This is a genomic window from Kitasatospora sp. NPDC058046 (genome assembly GCF_042885595.1).
Lineage (GTDB): Bacteria > Actinomycetota > Actinomycetes > Streptomycetales > Streptomycetaceae > Kitasatospora.
Window position 1 is genome coordinate 1 of sequence record NZ_JBHVRS010000005.1, and the last position, 16,463, is coordinate 16,463.

At 73.0% G+C, this 16,463-nt stretch carries 16 protein-coding genes; 10 read left to right on the top strand and 6 right to left on the bottom strand.

Annotated features, from left to right (window positions below):
* Window positions 1-132 precede the first annotated feature (132 nt).
* The 3 genes from ACFVU7_RS12195 to ACFVU7_RS12205 form a co-directional block, all read right to left on the bottom strand.
* A complete protein-coding gene (locus ACFVU7_RS12195) occupies window positions 133-1,047 on the bottom strand; it encodes a lytic polysaccharide monooxygenase (protein WP_049649876.1) in 915 nt (304 codons plus the stop codon).
* 241 nt (window positions 1,048-1,288) lie between these two features.
* A complete protein-coding gene (locus tag ACFVU7_RS12200) occupies window positions 1,289-1,708 on the bottom strand; it encodes a hypothetical protein (protein ID WP_049649875.1) in 420 nt (139 codons plus the stop codon).
* 58 nt (window positions 1,709-1,766) lie between these two features.
* On the bottom strand, window positions 1,767-2,990 hold the full coding sequence (locus ACFVU7_RS12205) for an amino acid deaminase/aldolase (RefSeq protein WP_388045005.1): 1,224 nt from the start codon (window positions 2,988-2,990) through the stop codon (window positions 1,767-1,769).
* Between the two features lie 102 nt (window positions 2,991-3,092).
* Between ACFVU7_RS12205 and ACFVU7_RS12210 the strand changes: the two genes are divergently transcribed.
* Window positions 3,093-3,866 carry an SseB family protein gene (locus ACFVU7_RS12210; protein ID WP_049649873.1) on the top strand — a complete coding sequence of 258 codons (774 nt, stop codon included), beginning with the start codon at window positions 3,093-3,095 and terminating at the stop codon, window positions 3,864-3,866.
* 50 nt (window positions 3,867-3,916) lie between these two features.
* Here the strand turns inward: ACFVU7_RS12210 and ACFVU7_RS12215 are convergent, their stop codons facing one another.
* A complete protein-coding gene (locus tag ACFVU7_RS12215; RefSeq protein ID WP_049649872.1) occupies window positions 3,917-4,294 on the bottom strand; it encodes a DUF1844 domain-containing protein in 378 nt (125 codons plus the stop codon).
* 446 nt (window positions 4,295-4,740) lie between these two features.
* Here ACFVU7_RS12215 and infC point away from each other — a divergent pair, with 446 nt between their 5' ends.
* The 8 genes from infC (at window position 4,741) to ACFVU7_RS12255 (ending at window position 13,389) form a co-directional block, all read left to right on the top strand.
* Window positions 4,741-5,472: a translation initiation factor IF-3 gene (gene infC, locus ACFVU7_RS12220; protein WP_074002347.1), complete on the top strand. Its 732-nt coding sequence runs from the start codon at window positions 4,741-4,743 to the stop codon at window positions 5,470-5,472.
* Between the two features lie 142 nt (window positions 5,473-5,614).
* Window positions 5,615-5,809, top strand: a complete 195-nt coding sequence (gene rpmI, locus ACFVU7_RS12225) for a 50S ribosomal protein L35 (protein WP_030055648.1) — start codon at window positions 5,615-5,617, stop codon at window positions 5,807-5,809.
* Between the two features lie 109 nt (window positions 5,810-5,918).
* Window positions 5,919-6,314: a 50S ribosomal protein L20 gene (gene rplT / locus ACFVU7_RS12230; RefSeq protein ID WP_030055649.1), complete on the top strand. Its 396-nt coding sequence runs from the start codon at window positions 5,919-5,921 to the stop codon at window positions 6,312-6,314.
* A gap of 100 nt (window positions 6,315-6,414) precedes the next feature.
* On the top strand, window positions 6,415-7,281 hold the full coding sequence (locus ACFVU7_RS12235; protein WP_049649870.1) for an RNA methyltransferase: 867 nt from the start codon (window positions 6,415-6,417) through the stop codon (window positions 7,279-7,281).
* A gap of 117 nt (window positions 7,282-7,398) precedes the next feature.
* Complete coding sequence (locus ACFVU7_RS12240; protein ID WP_049649869.1) at window positions 7,399-8,502, top strand: ATP-binding protein; 1,104 nt, start codon at window positions 7,399-7,401, stop codon at window positions 8,500-8,502.
* Between the two features lie 172 nt (window positions 8,503-8,674).
* On the top strand, window positions 8,675-9,796 hold the full coding sequence (gene pheS / locus ACFVU7_RS12245; protein ID WP_049649868.1) for a phenylalanine--tRNA ligase subunit alpha: 1,122 nt from the start codon (window positions 8,675-8,677) through the stop codon (window positions 9,794-9,796).
* Window positions 9,796-12,297: a phenylalanine--tRNA ligase subunit beta gene (pheT, locus tag ACFVU7_RS12250; RefSeq protein WP_388045006.1), complete on the top strand. Its 2,502-nt coding sequence runs from the start codon at window positions 9,796-9,798 to the stop codon at window positions 12,295-12,297. Before pheS ends, pheT begins: the two co-directional genes overlap by 1 nt.
* A gap of 249 nt (window positions 12,298-12,546) precedes the next feature.
* Entirely contained in the window at window positions 12,547-13,389 is an 843-nt protein-coding gene (locus ACFVU7_RS12255) for a chitosanase (RefSeq protein WP_388045007.1), read from the top strand.
* 72 nt (window positions 13,390-13,461) lie between these two features.
* Here the strand turns inward: ACFVU7_RS12255 and ACFVU7_RS12260 are convergent, their stop codons facing one another.
* Window positions 13,462-14,331, bottom strand: coding sequence for a 3-hydroxybutyryl-CoA dehydrogenase (locus tag ACFVU7_RS12260; RefSeq protein ID WP_049649865.1), 870 nt, complete (start codon window positions 14,329-14,331; stop codon window positions 13,462-13,464).
* A 306-nt stretch (window positions 14,332-14,637) separates the two neighbouring features.
* Between ACFVU7_RS12260 and ACFVU7_RS12265 the strand changes: the two genes are divergently transcribed.
* Window positions 14,638-15,456 (top strand): SDR family NAD(P)-dependent oxidoreductase, encoded by an 819-nt coding sequence (locus ACFVU7_RS12265; RefSeq protein WP_049649864.1) that lies wholly within the window; start codon window positions 14,638-14,640, stop codon window positions 15,454-15,456.
* A 42-nt stretch (window positions 15,457-15,498) separates the two neighbouring features.
* Here ACFVU7_RS12265 and ACFVU7_RS12270 read toward each other — a convergent pair whose 3' ends face one another.
* A complete protein-coding gene (locus tag ACFVU7_RS12270) occupies window positions 15,499-16,413 on the bottom strand; it encodes a polysaccharide deacetylase family protein (protein ID WP_388045008.1) in 915 nt (304 codons plus the stop codon).
* Between the last annotated feature and the right edge of the window lie 50 nt (window positions 16,414-16,463).

Below are 16,463 nucleotides of genomic sequence, written 5' to 3' on the forward strand. Positions count from 1 at the left end.
CCCCCCCCCCCGGGGGCCCCCCCCCGGGGCGCCCCCCCGGGGGGGGCCCCGCCGCCGTTCGCTCGTACGCGGGGTGGTGCCGCGGGAACCGGGCCGGACGGGGGTGTGGCCGGCCCGGTCCCGCGCCCGGCGTCAGGAGTCGCGTCGAACAGCCTCGACGCGACGGCGCCGGAGCACCATGCCGGCCCAGCCGACGCTGATCGCGGCGGCACCCGCGAGCAGCAGCGGACCGGTGGCCGAGGTACCGCCCACGGCCGCCGAGGCGGTCGGGATCACCTGGCCGGCCGGGGAGTCCGGGTCCCCGCCGTGGCCGTGGTGGGCGACCGTGGACTTGGAGGCGTCGGCCGCGATCTGGGCGTCGCTGGGCGCGGCCGGGGCCTGGGCGGTGAGCGCCGACGCGGCGGTGGCGGAGGCGCCGAAGTCGACGTCGGAGCAGGCGTAGAAGGCCTCCGGGCTGTCGCTGCGCTGCCACACCGTGTACAGCACCTGGCGGCCGGTGCGCTGCGGCAGGGTGCCGGAGTAGCTGTAGGAGCCGTTGACGGCGTTGCGGTCGACCTGCACCTTGGCCACCGGGGTCGGGTCGAGGTCCGACCACTTCAGCGGCTTGGTGGGGTCGTAGCCCGCCTTGGTGATGTAGACGGTCTGGGTGCCGACGTGCGGCGCGGTGGTGCGGAACTGGAAGGTGAAGGCGCCGGACTTCACCGCGGTGGCCGGCCAGTCGGTGCGCGGCCAGTCCAGCGCCGCGTACTTGTCGCGGTTGGCCGAGCAGAGCTTGCCGTCCGGGATCAGCGCCTGGTGGTTGCCGTTGGCGTTGGCGATGTTGACCTCGTTCCAGTCGTACAGCGGCTGGGTGCCGCTCGCGGCGACGAGGTCCTTGCAGATCTGGGACACCGGGTGCTCGGGGCCCTCGGCGTAGCAGGCGGCGACCCGGCTCACGGGGTTGGTCATCGTGCCGTGGGCGCTGGCGGTGCCGGCGGTGGCACCGGCCACCGCGACGACCGCGGCGCCGATCACGCCGACGGACAGGGCACTTCGCTTGATGGACATGGGGTGGGGACTCCTTGACCGTCGTTCCGGGCGTGCGTGGGGGAACGGGCACGCCTGCCCGTTCGGGAGCCGCCGGCCCGGCGCGCGGCTCCCGGCCAGAGCGTAGGATTGGTCTGGACCAGAAGGCAATAGCCGCGCGTACTGTGCTTGTTGACGGACTGTAGGCCCCGGAGCAGGAGAAAGGCCCGACGGACGGCCGTGGTTAGCCGTTCCATCGGGCCCCGTTAAGGCTCCGGAAAGGTCAGTGCCGCATGTCGTGGATGATGCCGGCCTGGATCACGAGATCGCTGTTGACGGTCGAGCTGCCGCTGATGGTGTTGATGATGTAGGTCCCGCCGGGCGCCTTCTCGAACTGCCCGGGCAGGAACTCCCGGAGGATGTCGAAGAGTTCCTCGGCCGCCTGCGGGTTCGTCCGGAACAGCGCGCGCAGCCGGTTGCGAAGGGCGGCGGCCTGGTCGGCCAGGACCTCCTCGTCGCCGTCGGCCTCCAGCACCTCGGCGCGGATCACCTCCAGCTCGGCGCTCGCCTCCTCGTCCCGCTCGCCGCGCCCGAACAGCCGGGCGATCCGCGAACTGGCCTGGTTCCAGGCGGCCGTGGCCATCAGTCCGGCCACCGAGGTCGCCCCGGACCTCACCATCTCCTGCACGAGCTCGGCGTCCATGCCGCCCCCTTCACGTTCGCAGTGTCGCCACCACGGTAGGGCAAAGGCGGACGAAGCGTCAGAGGAACGTCTTCCCCTCGCCCCGGTACGTCGGCACCGTCCGCACGACCCGGTCGCCCTCGACCAGGTGCAGCTCGGCGAAGCGCTCGCACAGCTCGCCCGCCTTGGCGTGCCGGAACCAGACCCGGTCGCCGATCAGCAGGTCGTCCGCGGCCGAGCCGAGCAGCGGGGTCTGCACCTCCCCGGCGCCCTCCATCGGGTCGTAGCGCAGCCCGGCCGGCAGGTACGGCACCGGCGAGCGGTCCGGGCCGGCCGCGCCGGAGGCCGGGTAGCCGCCGCCGAGCACGGTCACCACGCCGAGGCCGGGGCGGCGCACCACCGGCTGGCCGAACAGCGCGGCCGGGCGGCCCCGGAAGGAGCGGTAGTTGTCGAACAACCGCGGCTGGTACAGCCCGGAGCCGGCCGCCACCTCGGTGACGGCGCGCTCGGCCACGGTGGACTCCACGCTGCCGGTGCCGCCGCCGTTGACGAACTCCAGGTCGGCCACCTGCCGCAGCCGTCGGACCGCCGCCGCGCGCCGCTCGGCCAGTTCGGTCCGGGACCTGGCCTGCATCAGCCGGATCAGCTGCGAGCGCACTGGCCGTCCGGGCACCCGGTCGCCCACCCCGGCGACGTGTCCCTCGTACGCCATCAGGCCGACGACCCGGAAGCCCCGGCGGCGCTGGACGAGTTCGGCGAAGGCGCCGAGGTCCTCGGGGGTGCGCAGCGGCGAGCGCCGGGCGCCGACCCGGACCCGGCCGCCGAGCAGTTGCAGCGAGGTGTCCAGCTCCAGGCAGACCCGCACCTCGGCGTCGCCGCCGCGGGCCTCGTCGATCAGGTCCAGCTGGGCCGGGTCGTCCAGGACGACGGTGATCTCGCGGGCGGCCTCCGGGTCGGCGGTCAGTTCGGCGTAGCCGGCCCGGTCGGCGGAGGGGTAGGCGAGCAGGATGTCGCGAACGCCGGTGCGGGCCAGCCAGAGCGACTCGTCCAGGGTGAAGCTCATCACCCCGAGGAAGCCGTCCACGGCGAGGGCCCGTTCCAGCAGCGCCCGGCAGCGGATCGACTTGCTGGCCAGGCGGATCGGCTTGCCGCCGGCCCGGCGGACCAGGTCGGCGGCGTTCGCGTCGAACGCGGCGAGGTCCACGACGGCCACCGGCCCGTCCAGGTGGGCGGTGGCGCGGTCGTACCGGAGGCGGTCGGAGACCGGGGCGGGTGCGGTCGCGGGCGCGTGGAGGATCACCATGGCCGCAGGGTGCCACACCGCGCTACCGGTGGGTAGGCCCCGTGCGCGGGGAGCGTGCAGGGAAATGGGGCCGCTCGCGCGCGGTGGCATAGGGTCGGGCGGGTGGACCGCAAAGACTTCTCCAACCCGGCGTTCGTCGGCAAGAGCATCCCGAATCCCGGCTTCTCCGACGACGACGGCACCGCCGACCAGGCGCTCACCGAGGCCCTCGCCCGCTGGTCGCAGGACCGCGCGGCCGAGCCGGAGGTGCTGGCGGCGCTGACCCCCACCCGGCTGATGGTCCCGATCGTCGCGATCCTCGGCGAGGTCGAGGTGGACGCGAACGGGCACCGGCACGAGAAGACCAGCGACATGGCCGTCCCGGTGCTGGAGGCCCCGGACGGGCGCCGCGCGCTGCCGGCCTTCACGTCGTTGGAGTCGCTCGCCCGCTGGCGCGCCGACGCCCGCCCGGCGCCGACCGCGGCCCCGCAGGCCGCGATGGTGGCCTTCTCGGAGCGCGCCGACACCCTGCTGATCGACCCGGCCGGGCCGGTGCCGTTCCTGCTGAGCGGTGCCCGGCTGCGGGCGCTGGCGGAGAACCGCGCGTTCCTGCCGCCGGTCCGGGACCCGGAGGTGCGCGAGGCGGTCCGCGGGCTGCTGGCGGCCGAGCCGCAGGTGGTCACCGGGCTGCTGGCGGCCTCGGAGGACTCGGACGGTGTGCTCGCGGTGGTCTTCGACCCGGCGCTGGACCAGGCCGGGCTGCAGGCGGCCGCCCAGCGGGTCGGACAGGCCGTGGCCGCCGACCCGGTGCTGCGGGTGCGGCTGGACCGGGGGCTGGACCTCGCGGTGCTGCCGGCCGGCGCGGAGCTGCCGGGGGAGCCGCTCTACAAGCGGTAGACGTGAGAAAGGAGCGGCACACGTGTGCCGCTCCTTTCCCCGTCCGGACGTCAGGAGTAGACCGGCCCGGTGAACTTCTCGCCCGGCCCCGCGCCCGGCGCGTCCGGGACGACGGACGCCTCGCGGAACGCGAGCTGGAGCGAGCGCAGCCCGTCGCGCAGCGGCGCGGCGTGGAAGTTGCTGATCTCCGGGGCGCCGGCGGTGACCAGCCCGGCGAGCGCGGTGATCAGCTTGCGGGCCTCGTCCAGGTCCTTGTCCTTGTCGCCGCCCTCGGCGAGACCGCACTTGACCGCGGCGGCGCTCATCAGGTGCACGGCGACGGTGGTGATCACCTCGACGGCCGGGACCTCGGCGATGTCGCGGGTGAGGTCGTCGAAGCCGATCGCGTCGTCGTCCGCGCCGGGGTTCTGGGTGGGCTCGCTGCTCAAGGGTGGCTCGTTCCGTTGTGCCGTGTGGGTACACGTGGAGCGTACAAGGGGGTCCGCGCCGGGGCGGAATAGCGTTCGACCGCGTGACGCTGTAAGCTTCGAGACTGACCGGCCGGGATCCCGTATGGGCACTCGGCCAGCAAGTGGAGGCTCCACTGAGGAGGCCCGAGAGGGCAACCGCGAAAGTCTCCCACCTTGTCGGCCTCGCGGCCGACGGGTCCCGGTCCGCGACGGGCGCCCCTGGCGCCGAGTCGCCGCAGCGCCCCTCACCGGGCGCAGCCCCCGGTTGTGTGGAGCCCCGCTTGTACCGAGCGGGGCTTTTTTCGTGTGGCGGTGTACGTAGCCGGACAGCGCAGCACGAATGAAGCCCCGCCCAGTGGTCGAGTCCACTACGTGCGACCGCCGTCCGACGGCCGCATCGCAGAAGGTGCAACCGAGGAGGCCCCATCAGCACCGAGCCCCGCATCAACGACCGGATTCGCGTCCCCGAGGTGCGACTCGTCGGTCCCAGCGGCGAGCAGGTCGGCATCGTGCCGCTTGCCAAGGCGCTGGAGCTCGCGCAGGAGTACGACCTCGACCTGGTCGAGGTCGCGGCGACCGCCCGGCCGCCGGTGTGCAAGCTCATGGACTACGGCAAGTTCAAGTACGAGTCGGCCATGAAGGCCCGTGAGGCGCGCAAGAACCAGGCGCACACGGTCATCAAGGAGATGAAGCTCCGGCCGAAGATCGACCCGCACGACTATGACACCAAGAAGGGTCACGTCGTCCGGTTCCTCAAGCAGGGCGACAAGGTCAAGATCACGATCATGTTCCGCGGTCGTGAGCAGTCCCGCCCCGAGCTGGGCTTCCGTCTGCTCCAGCGGCTCGCCGACGACGTCCAGGACCTGGGCTTCGTCGAGTCCTCGCCCAAGCAGGACGGCCGTAACATGATCATGGTTCTTGGCCCGCACAAGAAGAAGACCGAGGCGATGGCCGAGGCCCGCGCCCTCGCGGACGCCCGCAAGGCCGAGCGTCAGGGCCGCACCGGCGGCCCCGACGCCGCTGCGGACATCGAGGACGAGGACGTCGTGACCGACGTCGAGGACGTCGTGACCGAGGCCGAGGACGCCCCGGCCGAGGCGCCGGCCGTCGAGGCCGACGCTCCGGTCGAGCAGCCGGCCGCCTCCCAGGGCGCCTGAGCCCTCACCGGCCAGGAGGCCCGGGAGACCGGCCCCCAGGGTGACGGGGCGTCCCGCCCGGTCACCGCAGATCCATCCAGTTCACGCCCGCGCGGCGCACGTCGCGCGGGCGCGGACGGGACTGACGAGGAGATACGGCGAAATGCCGAAGCAGAAGACGCACAGTGGCGCCAGCAAGCGCTTCAAGATCAGTGGCTCTGGCAAGGTGCTGCGCGAGCGCGCCGGCCGCCGCCACCTCCTGGAGCACAAGCCCTCGACGCTGACCCGCAAGCTGGCCGGGACCGTCGAGCTGGCCCCCGCTGACGCCAAGAAGATCAAGAAGCTTCTCGGCAAGTGATCGCCCTCCCGCCCGGCGCGAGCCGTGAGCGGGGCAGCTGATCCTTCCCGACCCATTCGAATGACGGACCACGTGAAGTAGTCCGTGGTCCAACCCAAGGAGTAATCAAGTGGCACGCGTCAAGCGGGCAGTCAACGCCCACAAGAAGCGCCGGGTCATCCTGGAGCGCGCCAGCGGCTACCGTGGCCAGCGTTCGCGCCTGTACCGCAAGGCCAAGGAGCAGGTCACCCACTCGCTGGTCTACAACTTCAACGACCGCAAGAAGCGCAAGGGCGACTTCCGTCAGCTGTGGATCCAGCGCATCAACGCTGCGGCCCGTGCCAACGGCATCACCTACAACCGCTTCGTGCAGGGCCTGAAGGCCGCCAGCGTCGAGATCGACCGCAAGATGCTGGCCGACCTGGCCGTCAACGACCCGGGTGCGTTCGCCTCCCTGGTCGAGGTCGCCCAGAAGGCGCTGCCGGCCGACGTGAACGCCCCGAAGGCCGCCGCGGACGCCGCCTGATCTTCCGAGATCGGTTGAGCTCTGACCGGACCCGCAGGCTCGCCTGCGGGTCCGGTCCTGCTTTCGCCCCCCTCCTTCAGCGCCCTCAGAGATCGAGACCATGCCGAGCACCGACACCCCCCTGCTGACCTCCCTGCGCTCGCCGCGCGTCGTCGCCGCCCGTCGGCTGGCCAAGCGAAGCCAGCGCGGCAAGGAGCGCCGCTTCCTGGTCGAGGGCCCGCAGGCCGTCCGGGAGGCCGTCGCCTTCGGCAGGCTGCCGGGCAGCGGCGAGCACGCCGTGGTCGAGGTCTACACGACCCAGGAGGCCGCCGAGCGGCACGCCGGCATCGTCGAGGCCGCCCTGGCGGAGGGGCTGCCGGTGCTGACCGCCACCGACGAGGTGATCGCCGACATCTGCGACACCGTGACCCCGCAGGGCATCGTGGCGCTCTGCCGCTTCATCGACACCCCGTTCGACGAGGTGCTCAGGGCCCGCCCCAAGCTGGTCGCGGTCCTCGCCCACGTGCGCGACCCCGGGAACGCCGGCACGGTGCTGCGCACCGCCGACGCGGCCGGCGCGGACGCCGTGGTGCTCACCGACGCCTCGGTGGACCTCTACAACCCGAAGGCCGTCCGGGCCTCCGTGGGCAGCCTGTTCCACCTGCCGGTGGCGGTCGGCGTGCCGGTCGAGGAGGCCGTCGGCAGGCTGCGCGAGGCCGGTGTCCGGGTGCTCGCCGCGGACGGCGCGGGGGAGCGCGACCTGGACCAGGAGCTGGACGAGGGCACGCTGGGCGCGCCCGGCGCATGGGTGTTCGGCAACGAGGCGTGGGGGCTTCCGGAGGAGACCCGCGCGCTCACCGACGAGGTCGTGCGCGTTCCGATCCACGGCCACGCCGAGAGCCTCAACCTGGCCACGGCCGCGGCCGTCTGCCTGTACGCCTCGGCCCGGGCGCAGCGTTCGCCCGGCGGCTGCCGCTCGAACGCCTGACGCACCCGGGGGCGCACCGGGATCTCCCCGTTGCAAGCCCTACTACACCCGCCTGGGAGACGCTAGGGTCTGCCTCTGTGGGGGGAACGGCACGGTGGGTAATCGGGGAGGCAACCCATGGTCGGCAGCGGGCCAGAGCTCGACCCGGACGACCTGCCGGACGGCCTGGTGGTCGCCGACGCGCTGGGCCGGGTGGTCTGCTTCAACCGGGCCGCGGCCCGGCTCACCGGCGTGCTCCCGCAGGCCGCGCTCGGCAGCGGGCTGGAGGACGCCCTCCCGCTGGAGGACCTGGACGGCCGCCGCTGGTGGCAGCTGACCGACCCGTACGGCGGCCTGGCCATCCGCACCGGCCAGCCGGAGCGCAACCTGCTGCTGCCCGGCGGGCGTGAGGTGCTGGTCTCCGCCCGGTACGTGCGCGGCGCCCCGGGCGGGCCGCTGGAGCGCCTGGTGATCGCGCTGCGCGGCACCGAGGCCCGGCGCCGCACCGAGCGCAGCCACGCCGAGCTGATCGCCACCGTGGCGCACGAGCTGCGCTCCCCGCTGACGAGCGTCAAGGGCTTCACGGCGACGCTGCTGGCCAAGTGGGAGCGGTTCACCGACGGGCAGAAGCGGCTGATGCTGGAGACCGTGGACGCCGACGCTGACCGGGTCACCCGGCTGATCGCCGAGCTGCTGGACATCTCCCGGATCGACGCCGGTCGGCTGGAGCTGCGCAAGCAGGTGGTGGACCTGGCGGCGGCGGTGCGCCGGCACGTCGAGCGCAAGGTCGCCACCGGCATCCCCGAGGACCGCTTCGACATCCGGATCAGCGAGCCGCTGACCGTCCTGTGGGCCGACCCGGACAAGGTCGACCAGGTGCTGGCCAACCTGCTGGAAAATGCGGTGCGGCACGGTGAGGGAACTGTCACGATCGAGGTGGCACCGGCCAAGGAGGTCGTCGAGGCGCCCGTCTGGGAGCGCAACGGCACCCCGCCCCGCATCGTGGAAGGTACGGCGGTCACCGTGAGCGACGAAGGCAGCGGCATCCCCGAGGAGGCGGTGCCGCGCGTCTTCACCCGCTTCTGGCGCGGCTCCAAGCGCGGCGGTACGGGCCTGGGCCTCTACATCGTCAAGGGCATCGTGGAGGCCCACGGCGGCTCGATCCGCGTCGACCGCGCGCCCGGCGGCGGCGCCCGGTTCCGATTTATCCTGCCCGCCGGGGTGCCCGACTTCATGCTCTGAGAAAGTGCGTGAACGCCATGCACAGCCTGCTTCGGGATCCCGAGCAGGTCGGACGTCGTTCCCCCCGGACGGGCTTCGCGGCAGCGGTGATACACGCTGCGACTACACTCGACCTTTGGCGTTGGCCCAAAGACCTTGAGCACGGACGAGCAGGAGCACGGGAAAGATAGAGATGTCGGCACCCAACAAGTCGTACGACCCGGTCGAGGTCGAGGCCCTCAAGCCCGAGGTGGTGGAGCAGGCGCGGGACGAGGCGGTCGCCGCGTTCGCCGCCGCCGGCTCCCTGGACGAGCTGAAGCAGGCCAAGGTCGCCCACACCGGCGACCGCTCCGCGCTCTCGCTCGCCAATCGCGAGATCGGGGCCCTGCCCCCGCACGCCAAGGCGGCCGCCGGAAAGCTGATCGGTCAGGCCCGCGGGGCCGTCAACAAGGCCCTCGCCCAGCGGCAGGCCGAGCTGGAGGCGGAGCGGGACGCCCGCGTGCTGGTCGAGGAGGCGGTGGACGTCACGCTGCCGTACGACCGCGCCCCGCGCGGCGCCCGGCACCCGCTGACCACCATGGCCGAGCGCATCGAGGACACCTTCGTCGCGATGGGCTACCAGGTCGCGGAGGGCCCCGAGGTCGAGGCCGAGTGGCTCAACTTCGACGCCCTCAACCTGGGCCCGGACCACCCGGCCCGCTCGATGCAGGACACGTTCTGGGTCCAGGCCCCGGACGGCTCCGCCGACTCCGGCGTGGTGCTGCGCACCCAGACCTCCCCGGTCCAGGCCCGCACCATGCTCGACCGCGAGCCCCCGCTCTACGTGGTCTGCCCCGGCCGGGTCTACCGGACGGACGAGCTGGACGCCACCCACACCCCGGTCTTCCGCCAGGTCGAGGGCCTCGCGGTGGACGAGGGCATCACCTTCGCGGACCTCAAGGGCACCATCGAGGTGCTGGTCGAGAAGCTGATCGGCGGCGGCCTGGAGCTGCGCTGGCGCCCGTCGTACTTCCCGTTCACCGAGCCGAGCGCGGAGATCGACCTCCAGTGCTTCGTGTGCCGCGGCGAGAGCGTCGGCAACCCGGACCGCCCGTGCCGGACCTGCTCCTCCGAGGGCTGGATCGAGCTCGGCGGCTGCGGCGTGGTCAACCCGCGGGTGCTGGTCGCCTGCGGTGTCGACCCGAACCGCTACAGCGGGTTCGCCTTCGGCCTGGGCCTGGAGCGGATCCTGATGAATCGTCACAACGTCGCCGACATGCGCGACATGGTCGAGGGTGACGTCCGCTTCACCCTCCCGTTCGGGATGGAGATCTGATGCGCGTCCCGCTTTCCTGGCTGCGCGAGTACGTCGACCTGCCGGCCGGCGAGACCGGCCGTGACGTCGCGGAGCGCCTGGTCCGGGCCGGCCTGGAGGTCGAGACCGTCGAGCAGATCGGCGCGGACTTCAAGGGCCCGCTGGTGGTCGGCGAGGTGCTCTCCATCGAGGAGCTGTCCGGCTTCAAGAAGCCGATCCGGCACTGCTTCGTGAACGTCGGCGACGCCAACGGCACCGGCGACCCGCAGGAGATCGTCTGCGGTGCGACCAACTTCGCCGTCGGCGACAAGGTCGTGGTCGTGCTCCCGGGCGCCGTCCTGCCCGGCCCGTTCCCGATCGCGGCCCGCAAGACCTACGGCCACACCTCGGCCGGCATGATCTGCTCCGCCCGCGAGCTGGGCATGGGCGACGACCACAACGGCATCATCGTGCTCCCGCCGGAGTACGAGCCCGGCACCGACGCCATCGAGCTGCTCCAGCTCGTCGACGAGGTGCTCGACATCGCCGTCACCCCGGACCGCGGCTACTGCCTGTCCATGCGCGGTGTGGCCCGTGAGGCCGCCGCCGCGTACGGGCTGCCGCTGGCCGACCCGGCGCTGCTCGACGTGCCGCCGGCGAACTCCTTCGGCTACCTGGTGAAGGTCAACGACCAGACCGGCTGCGACCGCTTCGTGGCCCGTACGGTCATCGGCGTCGACCCGAACGCCAAGTCCCCGATCTGGCTGCAGCGCCGGCTCCAGAAGTCGGGCATCCGCCCGATCTCGCTGACCGTCGACATCACCAACTACGTGATGCTGGAGGTCGGCCAGCCGCTGCACGCCTACGACAAGCAGCGCGTGGACGGCCCGATCACGGTCCGCCGGGCGGCGCAGGGCGAGACCCTGACCACCCTCGACGGGGTCGAGCGCAAGCTCTCCGCCGAGGACCTGCTGATCTGCGACAACAGCGGCCCGATCGGCCTGGCCGGCGTGATGGGCGGCGCCTCCACCGAGATCCTCGACCCGGCCGCAGGCCCGGGCACCACCGAGGTGATCATCGAGGCGGCGCACTTCGACGCGGTCGCCATCGCCCGCAGCGCCAAGCGGCACAAGCTGCCCTCCGAGGCGTCCAAGCGCTTCGAGCGCGGCGTCGACCCGGAGGCCACCCGCGCCGCCGCGCAGCGCGCCGTCGACCTGCTGGTCCTGATCGCCGGCGGCACCGCCGAGGCCGGGGTCACCGACATCGCGGCCCCGCACCCGGTGCGCACCATCACCATCGCCGCCGACCTGCCCGACCGGGTCGCCGGCACCGGGTACGGCCGCGAGACCGTCACCCGGCGCCTGCAGGAGATCGGCTGCTCGGTCTCCGGCGCCGACATCCTGGAGGTCACCCCGCCGACCTGGCGGCCCGACCTCACGGACCCGTACGACCTCGCCGAGGAGGTCATCCGGCTGGAGGGCTACGACAACGTCCCCGCCCGGATGCCGAACGTCCCCCCGGGCAAGGGCCTGACCGAGGCCCAGCGGGTGCACCGTCGGATCGGCGTCGCGCTGGCCGCGGCCGGCTACGTCGAGGTCAACAACTACCCGTTCCTCGGCGAGCCCGCCTTCGAGGCGCTCGGCCTGGAGGCGGACGACCGGCGCCGCCGCACGGTGAAGCTGGTCAACCCGCTGAACGACGAGGAGCCGGCGCTGCGCACCACGCTGCTGCCGGGCCTGCTCGGCGCGCTGCGCCGCAACGTCGGCCGGGGCAACACCGACCTGGCGGTCTTCGAGACCGGCACGGTCTTCCTGCCCAAGGGCGAGCTGAGCGTGGCCCCGCGTCCGGCGGTCGACCACCGGCCCAGCGACGAGGAGCTGGCCGCGCTGGACGCCGCGCTGCCGGACCAGCCGCGCCGGATCGCCGTCGCCCTCGCGGGCGAGCGGCTGCCGTCGGGCTGGTGGGGCAAGGGCTCCCAGGCCTCCTGGGCGGACGCCGTCGAGGCGGCCCGCACGGTGGCCCGTGCGGCCGGCGTCGAACTGACCGTCCGCCAGGGCCAGTTGGCGCCGTGGCACCCGGGCCGCTGCGCCGAGCTGCTGGTGGCCGGCACCGACCGGGTGGTCGGCCACGCCGGTGAGCTGCACCCGCGGGTGGTCAAGGCGCTCGGGCTGCCGGCCCGTACCGCCGCGATGGAGATCGACATCGACCTGCTGACGGCGGACGGCGCCGAGCGCGTCAACGGCCCGGCGGTCTCCGGCTTCCCGGTGGCCACCCAGGACGTCGCGCTGATCGTCGACACCGCCGTCCCGGCGGCCGAGGTCGAGGCCGCGCTGCGGGCCGGCGCGGGCGAACTGCTGGAGGCCATCCGGCTGTTCGACGTGTTCACCGGCGAGCAGGTCGGCGAGGGCCGGAAGTCGCTGGCGTACGCGCTGCGCTTCCGCGCGGTCGACCGCACCCTGACCGCCGACGAGGCCACCGCCGCCCGTGAGGCGGCCGTCGCCGAGGCCGTCGCCCGCACCGGCGCGGTGCTGCGCGGCGCCTGACGCGGCAGCGCCCGAGGAGGGCCCCGTCCCGGACCACGCGTCCGGGGCGGGGCCCTCTCCGTTTCCCCGGTGTTGTCCCGGCCGTTTCCCCGGCTCGACCGGACGGTCGCCCGGGCGTCGCGACCCGGCCGCCGGCCTTCAAGATCTCTTGAAGAGGTTCGGTCAAAACCCTTGCGGGAGCCGGGCCGAGAGCGTTTCCTTTTTCTCGTTAGGAAAGTTTCCTAACCCCACGAGGAATCGGAGCGTCCCATGCGCCCTCAGCCCCGTCGTGCCCTCCGCATCGCCCTCGCCGCCGCCCTGGTGGCCGCGCCGCTGACCCTCGCGGCCACCTCGGCGGCCCAGGCCGCCCCGTCGCCCGCCGCCGCCGTCCAGCTCAAGGGCGTCGGGCTGGACGACCCGCACAAGAAGGACATCGCCATGCAGCTGGTGTCCAGCGCGGAGAACTCGTCGCTGGACTGGAAGGCCCAGTACAAGTACATCGAGGACATCAAGGACGGCCGCGGCTACACCGCCGGCATCATCGGCTTCTGCTCCGGCACCGGTGACATGCTGGACCTGGTCCAGCACTACACCGACCTCAAGCCCGGCAACATCCTGGCCAAGTACCTGCCGGCCCTGAAGAAGGTCAACGGCAGCGAGTCGCACGCCGGGCTGGGCTCCGCGTTCGAGAAGGACTGGGCCACCGCCGCCAAGGACACCGTCTTCCAGCAGGCCCAGAACGACGAGCGCGACCGGGTGTACTTCAACCCCGCCGTCAACCAGGCCAAGAGCGACGGCCTGCGCGCGCTCGGCCAGTTCGCCTACTACGACGCCATCGTCATGCACGGCCCGGGCAACAGCTCGGACAGCTTCGGCGGCATCCGCGCCGCCGCCCTGAAGAAGGCCAAGACCCCCGCCCAGGGCGGCGACGAGGCCACCTACCTCAAGGCCTTCCTGGACGCCCGCAAGGTGGTCATGAAGAAGGAGGAGGCGCACTCCGACACCAGCCGGGTCGACACCGAGCAGCTGGTCTTCCTCAACGCCAAGAACTTCGACCTCAACCCGCCGCTGAAGTGGAAGGTCTACGGCGACAGCTACGCCATCAACAGCTGACGCCGGCAAGGCGAAAGGGCCCGGCGGCTGGTTCACAGCCGCCGGGCCCCGCCGTTCGGTCGCGCCGGGGTGTCAGGCGCTCGCGGTGTAGTCGTAGAAGCCCCGGCCGGACTTGCGGCCCAACAGGCCCGCGTCGACCATCCGGGAGAGCAGCGGGGGAGCGGCGTACAGCGGCTCCTTGTACTCGTCGTACATCGACTCGGCGATCGAGACGATGGTGTCCAGGCCGATCAGGTCGCACAGCCGCAGCGGGCCCATCGGGTGGGCGCAGCCGGCCTCCATGCCCTTGTCGATGTCGGAGGCGGTGGCCACGCCCGTCTCGAACATCCGCACCGCGGACAGCAGGTACGGCACCAGCAGCGCGTTGACCACGAAGCCGGCCCGGTCGCGGGCGCGGATCGGCTCCTTGCCGAGCACCTGGGAGGCGAAGGCCTCGACCCGCTCGGTGGTGGTCGCCGAGGTGGTCAGGGTCGGGATGACCTCGACCAGCTTCTGCACCGGCGCCGGGTTGAAGAAGTGCAGGCCGATCACCTGCTCCGGGCGGGTGGTGGCGGCGGCCAGCTTCACGATCGGGATCGAGGAGGTGTTGGAGGCGAGGATCGCGTCGCGGCGCTCGACCACCCGGTCCAGGGTCTCGAAGATCTTGACCTTGACGTCCTCGCGCTCGGCGACGGCCTCGACCACCAGGTCGCGGTCGGCGAAGTCGGACAGCTCGACGGTGAAGGACAGCCGGGCCAGCGCCTCGTCCCGCTGCTCGGGGCTCAGCTTGCCCCGCTTGACCGCCGTCTCCAGGGAGTTGGTCAGCCGGGTGCGGCCGAACTCCAGCGCCTCACCGCTGGCCTCCGACACCAGGACGTCCAGCCCGGCCCGGGCGAAGACCTCGGCGATGCCCGACCCCATCAGACCGCAGCCGATCACTCCGACGCGCGCGATGTCACTCACTCAGTTGCCCTTCGACGGTGCTGGGGGTCGCCCAGCTTTCGGGTGGCCCAGCGAGCTGCTGGACGACGGGCCGGTGTGCCGGAATGGGTGCACCGGTCACCGCCCCGACGACGTTACTACTCCGTACCGGCCAGTAGGTCACCCCCTCCCCGGCGTAGTGCCAGGGTCGGGCTTCACCCGAACGAGTGAGGCAGCGGCCCCGGACCCGTGTGCCCGGGGCCCGCTCCGCCCGGCTGCCGACAGAATGCCGCAGACGGGGGCCGGGGGCGGACGCGGACAGGGCCGGGGACGTGAAGGGAGCACAGGGTGTCGACGGGATCGCTCGCAGGACAGGTCGCCCTGATCACCGGCGCGGGCCGGGGGATCGGCCGGGAGCTCGCCATCGGCCTGGCCGCCGAGGGGATGTCCGTCGGCCTGGTCGGCCGCACCCACGAGACGCTGACCGACACGCTCAAGGAGTGCGTCAAGCGCGGCTCCCGGGGCGTCGCGGTGACCGCCGACGTCACCCGCCCCGGCTCGGTGCGCGAGGCCGTCCGGCTGGTCGAGCGCGACCTCGGGCCGATCGACCTGCTGGTCAACAACGCCGGCCTGGTCGACCGCGCCGAGGTGCCGATCTGGGAGACCGACGCGAACCAGTGGTGGCAGGTGATCGAGACCAACCTGCGCGGCCCCTACAACCTGCTGCGCTGCGTGCTCCCCGGCATGGTCGCCCGCCGGAGCGGCCGGGTGGTCAACCTCAACTCCGGCTTCGCGCTGCGCCCGGACGGCAACTACACCGCGTACGCCACGTCCAAGGGCGCGCTGCTCCAGCTCTCCGACAACATGGCGGACTCGCTCGCCCGCAACGGCGTCGTGGTCCTCGACGTCAGCCCGGGCGCGGTGGCCACCGACATGACCGCCGCGATGCCGATGTTCAAGGAGACGACGACCTGGGGCTCCATCCCGTACATGGTCGCGGTCACCGTGGACGCCGCCCGGGGCCGCTTCGACGGACTGCACGGGCGGTTCATCCACGCCGGCCGGGACGACCTGGAGGAGCTGGTCAACCGGGCGGACGCGATCCGCGCCGCGGACGCCCGTACGCTGCGGCTGCGCCCGTACAAGGACGACGATCCGATGGTCTGACCTGGGGCGTTCCCTGGGGCCCGTCAGACCGGTCCCGGCCGCTCAGGCGCAGAGCTGGCTGGCGGTCACCGGCTTGAGCCCCGCCTTGGCCAGGCCGTCCAGGACACCGGGCAGCGCGTCCACCGTGCACTGGTGCCCCATGTGCAGCGCCACCACCGAGCCGCCGCGCACCGAGTTCAGCACCCGGCGCTGCAGCTCGGCCGCCGAGGGGTCGTTGTAGTCGCGCGGGTCGACGTCGAAGGACAGCACGTGCTCGTACCCGACCGCCCTGGCCTGCTCGCGCACCATCGGGGTGGCGTACTGCGCGGCGGAGGGCCGGAACCAGCGGCCGATCGAGCCGGTGAGCCGCTGCAGGCGCTCCGCGCACTGGGCGATCTCGGCGCGCGCCTGGTCCGGTGTCATGGCGGAGATGTTGAGGTGGTTCTGGGTGTGGTTGCCCAGCTCGTGGCCGCCGTCCAGGATCCGCCGGGCCATCTGCGGCTGCTGGTCGAGCCAGCTGCCGACGACCATCACGGTCAGCTTGGCGCCGCGCTGCTCGGCGATCTCCAGCAGGGCGGTGGCCAGCTTCGGGTCGCCGCTGCCGTGGACGGTGAGCGCCACGTTCTTCCCGGTGCGCGGCCCGTACGCGACCTCGACCGGGGTGCCGGGCGCGAGCGGCGGCAGCGCGGGCGGGGCCGGCGGGGCGCTGGGCTGGGCGGCGGCCGCGGCGGCGGTCGGCTCGGCGTCGGGCCGGGGCTCCGCCGGGGCGGTGGGCTCGGGGGAGGCCGGGCCCTCGCCGCCGTTCCAGGCCGGGTCGGTGGTGTGCTGCGGGTCCACCGTGCCGGGGTGCGCGGCGAGTGCCCCCGGGTCGGCCCGGCGGAGCGTGCCGGTGCCGCAGGCAGCCAGCAGCCCCCCGGTGGCGGCGAGGGCGGCGAGTCGGGCAGTGGTGCGCAGCACGCTGCGGCGGTCGGCAGTCATCGGCAGCCAGCATAGAGAGGACGGCTCGGGCGGGCGATCCGGGCCGAGCG